General features: G+C 36.9%; 6 protein-coding genes. 5 read left to right on the top strand and 1 reads right to left on the bottom strand.

Translation table 11 applies throughout. The features are described 5' to 3' along the window. Positions 1-893, bottom strand: an 893-nt coding sequence (locus MUN42_RS07720; RefSeq protein WP_243344118.1) for a DMT family transporter, incomplete at its 3' end; no start/stop codon positions are given. A gap of 220 nt (positions 894-1,113) precedes the next feature. On the opposite strand from MUN42_RS07720, the gene MUN42_RS07725 reads away from it, so the two are divergent. The 5 genes from MUN42_RS07725 (at position 1,114) to MUN42_RS07745 (ending at position 7,227) form a co-directional block, all read left to right on the top strand. Beyond that, entirely contained in the window at positions 1,114-2,223 is a 1,110-nt protein-coding gene (locus tag MUN42_RS07725; protein WP_243344119.1) for a glycerate kinase, read from the top strand. 19 nt (positions 2,224-2,242) lie between these two features. Further along, the gene (locus tag MUN42_RS07730; RefSeq protein ID WP_243344121.1) at positions 2,243-2,917 is read left to right on the top strand and encodes a rhomboid family intramembrane serine protease; all 675 of its coding nucleotides are present in this window, start codon (positions 2,243-2,245) and stop codon (positions 2,915-2,917) included. A gap of 2 nt (positions 2,918-2,919) precedes the next feature. Continuing rightward, positions 2,920-3,744 (top strand): hypothetical protein, encoded by an 825-nt coding sequence (locus MUN42_RS07735; RefSeq protein WP_243344123.1) that lies wholly within the window; start codon positions 2,920-2,922, stop codon positions 3,742-3,744. Between the two features lie 8 nt (positions 3,745-3,752). Then, the gene (pepF, locus tag MUN42_RS07740; protein ID WP_243344125.1) at positions 3,753-5,531 is read left to right on the top strand and encodes an oligoendopeptidase F; all 1,779 of its coding nucleotides are present in this window, start codon (positions 3,753-3,755) and stop codon (positions 5,529-5,531) included. 76 nt (positions 5,532-5,607) lie between these two features. Beyond that, a complete protein-coding gene (locus MUN42_RS07745) occupies positions 5,608-7,227 on the top strand; it encodes an ABC transporter ATP-binding protein (RefSeq protein ID WP_243344126.1) in 1,620 nt (539 codons plus the stop codon). The last annotated feature ends 442 nt before the right edge of the window (positions 7,228-7,669 follow it).

Here is a 7,669-nt window from a genome sequence, read left to right on the forward strand (position 1 = left end):
TTGCTTAGGTTTAGGATTAGTGATGATATAAGGACCAGTCCCATGCCCAAGGCAAGTCTTAGGGTGAAGGTCTCTCCTAAAAAGATTACCGAAAGGAGCGAGCCAAAGATTGGGATAAAGAGTTTGTAAATACTAAATTCATTGGCTGAGTGGTACTTAAGGACTAGGGTCCAGATGGTAAAGGCAGTAGCTGATATGAAGGATGCATATACCAAGAGTCCTATGGCCTTAAATGTAAAATCAAAGTCAAAGCCTGCCATACTATAGCCTAGGATAATCATAAATACTGATCCTATAAGAAATTGGATGCCTGTAAGGAGGTAGGGATTTTCCTTCCTGCCATATTTTCTAACAAGGATTGTACATAGGGCATTTATTATGGTTGATATGATTATAAAGCCCTCCCCATTTAGCTTAAAGCCAGCATCTATGGCTCCTGCTGAGTTACTTACCAAGATACCAAGAGAGCCTAAGATTAGGGCTGTTATCATCTTGGGGTTTATCTTATCTTCTGGCAATAAGAAGGTAGATAGGACAACTACTATGAGGGAGTTAGAAGCCTGGATTATGGAAGACTTAACTCCTAGGGTATTTGATAGGCCTATATAGTAAAAAATGTATTGGAAGGTAGTTTGCAAGAGTCCGAGGACTATGACGAATTTCCAATTTAATTTTTTAAAGTCCTTAGTTTTCCTATCGAATAGTAAAAAGTAAACTAGGGTAATAAGGCCAGCCAAGAAAAATCTTATGCCAGCTATCTCTATCTTCTCCCCTGTGTCATAGGCGCCGATGCCAAGTTCTAGGTAGGTTGTCTTTATGGTAGGGATAGCTGATCCCCACAGTAACATGGCTATGATTGAAAAAATAATAGCTAATTTTTTATTTTTTAACAAGATTTCCTCCGTATTATTATAATCCAAAAAACCATTACACGAAGTAATGGCTTTGATGGTTGAAATCCTAAGATTTCTGAGTTAAACAGCGAAAGTTACTACTTTCTAATCTAGTATAACAATATATGGCACATCTGTAAAGTTTTTATAGCAAAGAATTATTGATAATATTTTTACAAGTTTGGGGTATATAATTAAAAGCGAGGAGTTGATATTTTATATGAACGTATTAGTAGCTATAGATACTATTAAAAATTTTGAAGATTCGGTAAAAATAGGGCAAATTTTTAAGGATAAGCTTGATATGAAGGCCTACCCAATCCCCTTTCTAGATGGAGGAGAAGGCACTATAGAGTCAGTCAAGTTTATCTCCGGAGGCAAAGACCACTATGTCAATGTCCATGACCCCCTGGGAGAAGCTATAACTGCCAAGTACCTCTTGGATGATGGCTTTGCAACAATTGAGATGGCAGAGTCATCAGGACTTTCTTTGCTTTATAAGGAAGACTTAGATGTGATGGAAGCATCATCGCTGGGCCTGGGAGAGGTCTTTGTTGATGCCCTAAACAATGGAGCAGACAGTTTTTATATAGGGATAGGAGATAGCGCATGCAATGATATGGGCATGGGAGTCCTCTATGCCCTAGGAGCAAGGTTTTATGATGATGAAGGCAAGGGTCTTAGTCCCAAGGCCAAAAACCTAGCCAAGGTAGCAAGGATTGATATAGATGATATGGATCCTAGGTTCATTAGATCTAAGATAAAGCTTGCCACTTCCAGTGACCTTACCCTCTTTGGGGATAATTCCTTCCTTGAGACCAGGGCCTACCGTAAGGGGGCAAGCGACCTTGACGTAGCCAAGCTCTATAAGGGGTGCAAGAACTTTGCAGCGAAGACCTCGGAGCTATTGGGGATAGACGAGATAGACTTCCCATCCTTAGGATCAGGTGGGGGAGTAGCCTGGGCCCTCTATACCTACTTTAAGGCAAAGATTTCTAAGCCTATGGACTACATTCTCCAAAGAATTGACTTCCCTAATCTCGTTAGGGATATGGACTTCTTACTCTTGGGAGAGGACCTTAGTCAATTTGACGGTATTTCATCAATCAATATGGCCAAACTTGCCAAGAGGTATAAGGAAGATATAAAAATTATTTTCTTGCATGACAAGAAGGACGAAAAATACATAGATGATAATGTATTTGACTATGTTTATGAATATGATATAGGAGATGACCTTGATAGGAAGTCCCTTATTGAAAGTATAGAGGACCTTGCCCAAAGAATTAATGATGATGAAATATTTTCACAGGTTAAAAAGAGGAACTAATAAGGTATAATCATGTATTATGAGTATTAAAAAATTAGGAGAATTTCCTGTGACAACGATATTACTACTAGCTAATGTCATAGTCTTTGTACTAATGACCTTTAGTGGAGGAAGTGAAAATACGGCAAATCTTATAAGGTTTGGAGCTATGGCTAAGCCTCTATTCTATGAAGGAGGATGGTGGAGGGCAATAACAGCTTCTTTTATCCATATAGGACTTTTCCATATTTTGTTTAATATGTACTTCCTTTATTCCATAGGACCAGTATTTGAAAGGCTCTATGGCCCTTATAAGTTCCTTGTTATCTACATCTTGGCAGGGGCTATGGGCAACTTATTTACCTATGCCTTTGGTAAGGTGAATGCAGTTTCTGCTGGGGCTTCTACAAGCCTTTATGGAATTTTTGGTCTTGCCATAGGACTTATGATCAATTATAAGGATGATGCTATATTATCTAGCTTTGGGGCGAGTTTTATGTCAATTATTGTAATTAACGTGATATATTCTCTTATATCACCAAATGTTGGCATAATGGGCCACTTAGGAGGATTCTTGGGAGGGATTCTTCTTGCTGGAGTATTCCCAGTTACAAATAGGAGCCTACCTACTATGACAATAGTCATATCGGCCTTTGCCTTTATCCTCCTTTCGTTTTTATTTGTAAGGATAGGTAACAATAGCCTGATGGTCTGATTATGAAGAAAATAATTTGTGGATTCTTGCTTTTGTTAGGTCTAACTTCTTGTTCCTTTATGTCCAGGGAAGACTTTGAAGAAGGGGTCAAAAAAGAGCAAGACCTAGAGATAGAAGACATATCCATGCCTGAGATAACCTACAAGGAAACTGGCAAGACTGATGAGAAAGTAAACCTAGATGCCTTTAAAGATTTAAAGAAGGCTGACCTAGGAGATGGGAGAGATCCATCCAAGGCCCAGGGCCTTATTAAAACTATGAAGCTTGATGAGCTGGACTTGGCTTGGGTCCTTACAGGCAATAATCTAAACCTTGACCTACATTTTGTATCGGAAGGAGAAAGGTATACCAAGAACTTTGGTAGCCTATTAGGAGATGGCCACATAGGCACTACCTGCCACGCCTTTAGCTTTGAGTCAGATAGTGGCCCTATGCTTATGGTAAATATAGTCTCACTTTATAAGACCCATACCAAGTCAGCCTACTACCTTTATAATAGGTTCTTAAATACTATGGATGCCTTTACCTTTGAGAACTCAATTGAGAATATAAATCCAACTGTTACAAGGCTCAATGATCTTATAGAAGCTGGAGAAGAAATAGTGGCTGGATCATTAGAAGAAGCCATCAAGGAAAGAATGGCAAGCGAAGAGGCCAATCTAAAGCCTATGGTCGAGGCCTATGGACTTACTGGGGAAAAGTTAAAAACCACCTACAAGAATAAGGAAATTGAAAGCGGAAATCTTGTGGTTTATGAAAATCCAATAGACTTATTGGATATAAACATAAAAAGAGATGATAAGGGTAGCCTTATCGAAATTAATTAGGAGGAGAAATGGAAAGAAAAGATATTGAAGAAAGATTGACTTGGGATACCTCAAGCATCTATCAAAATGACGAAGATTTTTATAAGGAGATAGAAGAAGTAGGAGAGCTTGCTCAAAAGCTTACATCCTACAAGGGCAAAATTACAGAAAGTAAGGAAAGTTTCAAAGAATTTTTTGGACTATATGAAGAATTTTCAAGAAAATTAGGTAAGGCAGATGTCTATGCTAGCCTTAGGTCTGATGAAGATACTAGGGTAACCAAGTACCAAGAAATGAGCCAAGTTGCTGCCAATACTGCTGTAGCTGCAGGCCAAGCCCTTGCTTTTATGAGACCAGAATTATTAGCTACTGACGAATCTAAGATCAAAGAATTCTTGGCAGATGAAGATCTCGCCTACCTAGATCATTACTTTGAAGACCTACTAAGGTTTAAGGACCATACCCTGGATCCAAAGAGCGAAGAGATTATAGCAAGCTATGGCAAGCTCGCATCAAACCCACAAACAACCTATATGATCTTCTCAAATGCAGATATATCCTTCCCTAGTGTTAAAAAGGATGGAGAAGAAATAGAAATAACAGATGCAAACTTTGTTAGCCTCCAAGAAGATAAGGATAGGGACTTTAGACGTGAAGTTTATGAAAAATACTATTCAGTTTATAGGCAATACTCCAACACCCTAGCAGCTACCTTGGATGGAGAATTTACAGCCAATAATGTAGAGGCAAGACTTAGAAACTACTCTTCAGCAAGAGAGATGAGCCTCTTCCGAAATAATATCCCAGAAGAAATCTATGACAACCTATTAGAAGTTGTCCACGATAATGTAGATATCCACAAGGACTACACTAGCTTAAGAAAAGAATTCCTTGGAGTAGACAAGTTAGGCTTCCATGATATCTATGTCCCATTAGTTAAAAATTACGATAGGAAAATCGAATTTGATGAAGCTAAAGAAATAGTCCTAGAAGCCCTAAAACCATTGGGAGAAGACTATGTAAAAGTTGCCAGAAATGGCTTTGAATCAAGATGGTTTGACGTAATCCCTAACAAGGGCAAGAGAAGTGGAGCTTACTCATCAGGATCTTACGATACCCAACCATTCATCCTATTAAACTATACAAACACCATAGATGATGTATTTACAGTAGCCCACGAACTAGGCCACTCTATGCACTCTTATTACACAAGGAATACCCAACCTTTTGCCTATGGCCACTATTCAATCTTCCTAGCAGAGATTGCATCAACCACCAACGAGCTCTTGCTCCTTGACCATATGCTAAAGACTTCAAGCTCAGAAGAAGAAACAGCCTATCTATTAAACTACTTTGTAAACCAATTCAAGTCTACAGTATTTAGACAAACTATGTTTGCAGAATTTGAACACAAGGTAAACAAACTTGTAGAAAATGGTGAGCCAATCCCGGCAGAAAGACTACACAGTATCTACAAGGAACTAAACGAAGACCTCTTTGGAGATGACATAGACGTAGACCAATACATCTCAGCAGAATGGGCTAGGATTCCACACTTCTATATGTATTACTATGTCTTCCAATATGCGACAGGCTTTATGAGTGCAGTAGCCCTTAGCCAAAAAATCCTCCATGGAACAGATAGCGATAGAGAAGCTTACCTAAACTACCTGAAGGCAGGAGAAAGCGAATATCCAATCGAAGTTCTAAAGAAGGCTGGTGTTGATATGACCAACAAAGACGCTATGAATAAGGCAATGGACGTTGCACGTAATGCCCTAAAAGACCTAAGAGAAGCAATTCTTTAAAAGTAAATAACAAAGACTATCCCTCCCTTAAAACCAACTGGGGGGGATATTTTTGTAAAGGAAAGGATAAAAATTTATGAAAAAATATCTATTAAAAAGAAAAAATACTTTGATAGTTTATATTATAATATCTCTTATAGCATCTAGCATAATAGTAGGTACTGCTTTTGTATATCAGCGACTAACAACTTATGCTATGGATCGAAATTTTAAAAAGCTTTTATTTATTGCAGCCTTTTCAGTTCCTTTTTTTATACTAGATGCATGTTTTGACTACCTACCTAAAAAATACATATCAAAATTAACCCATGGAATAATAAATGACCTTAGAAAGGATATATTAGCAAAGGTAAATAAAGACCAGTCCTATCTAGTAAACGTTGACTATAGGGCAAGGGTAAATGAGCTTATAATTAATGATTTAGAGACTGGTGGGGTGTATGTTAGACATTCAATATCGCTTTTTTTATACATTTCTTTCTTTGTTTTTTCCTTATTATCAGCCATGTCCATCCAAGTTTCCTTAACCCTTATAATGCTTGTTTTATCCTTTATCCCTCTCTTGTCACCTTTTATAAGTAAGGAAATCTTAGCTAATAAAAAGGAAATTCAACTTAAAGAAAAAAATAAATTTTTGGGGAGCTTTGGAGATTACCTAGGAAATTTGTTGTACATAAAAATATCTGACTTGGGAAAAATTTTCTTGGAAAAATTGTATAGCAGGTCGGATAAATTAACTGACACAACTATAGACTATGAAACTTCTATAAGAAAAACCTATGCTGTTTCTTATGGCTTGGGCAATATCTTATATTCAGGAACTTACGTTATAGGAGGAGTCTTTGTTTATATGAACAAGCTTACACTTCCTTCCCTTATAGCAATAACAACCCTTATGAGAACTATAGCAGGACCTATCCAAACTATATCTGATACTTACAGCAATATGGTCGCAGGCAAGAAGGTATTTAATGATATCCTAGCCTACATAAATAGTGAAAGTCCTAGGATAGATGATGAAGGAGAGGAAATTTGTGATATAGATAGCTTAGAAATAGCTGGGGCAGATATAGGTTATGGGAAGAATAAGGTCCTAGAAAACATCTCCTATACCTTTAACAAGGATAAAAAATATGTAATAGTAGGTGAGAGTGGCTCTGGCAAGTCAAGCCTATTAAACCTAATCCTCCTAAACTTTGAAGGAGTCGCTGAGAAGATAAGGGTAAATGAAAAGAGCCTAGATATAATTAAGGCAAAATCATATTACGATAAAATATCTTATATAAAGCAAGATACAGCCATCTTTCATGCAAGTATTATGGATAACATAAGTCTATTTTCAGACGACAAAGATCCAGATAGGGCAAGATTAGCCTTAGAAGAAGTAGGCTTATCATATTGGCTAAAGAGTAAGAATAATGACCTATCAGAGCTAATAAGCAAGGATGAACTATCTGGAGGAGAGAAGAAAAGATTTGACCTTGCCAGGGCCATCTACCAAGACAAACCTATAATTATAATGGATGAGGTGGACTCAGGTCTTGACTATGAAAACCAAGTTAATATAGGAAAAATCATCCAAAATATAAGGGGCAAAATAATAATATCCGTAAGCCATTCCCAAAACCCTAGTTTTATAGAAGTCTTTGACACAGTTCTTGCGATAGATAAGAAGAGCCTCCATGAAGTTAAGTAGAAGCTTATAAGCTTGTAAACTTGGGTCTATATAAATTTTAAAATAATACTTGACACTCAATAAATAGGGTAGTATTATACAGAAGTACGTCATTTGCATATGTCTTTGATGAATTAATAATTTATTTGACAAGATAATCAAATGATTGTATAATGAATTTATACCACTTAAGGGTTTTTAGAAAAATAAGTCATTATTTCAAAAAAATCCAAAAAAATATTTGACAAGATCAAAATGAGGTGGTATTATATAAGAGTCGCGGGAACAAAGCGACCATGAACCAAGATTAACATCTTTAGATGATAATCATACAATTATATAGAAACAACAACCAAAGTTAATACTTTGAGTTCAATGATACATCTACTATTATAGTAGAATTTTAAATCACGCATTTAGTAAAAGCTAGATGTAAATGAGAGAGCTTGAATCATAGGCTTTC

This window comes from Anaerococcus sp. AGMB09787, assembly GCF_022808955.1.
In the GTDB taxonomy this organism is placed as follows: Bacteria; Bacillota; Clostridia; order Tissierellales; family Peptoniphilaceae; genus Anaerococcus.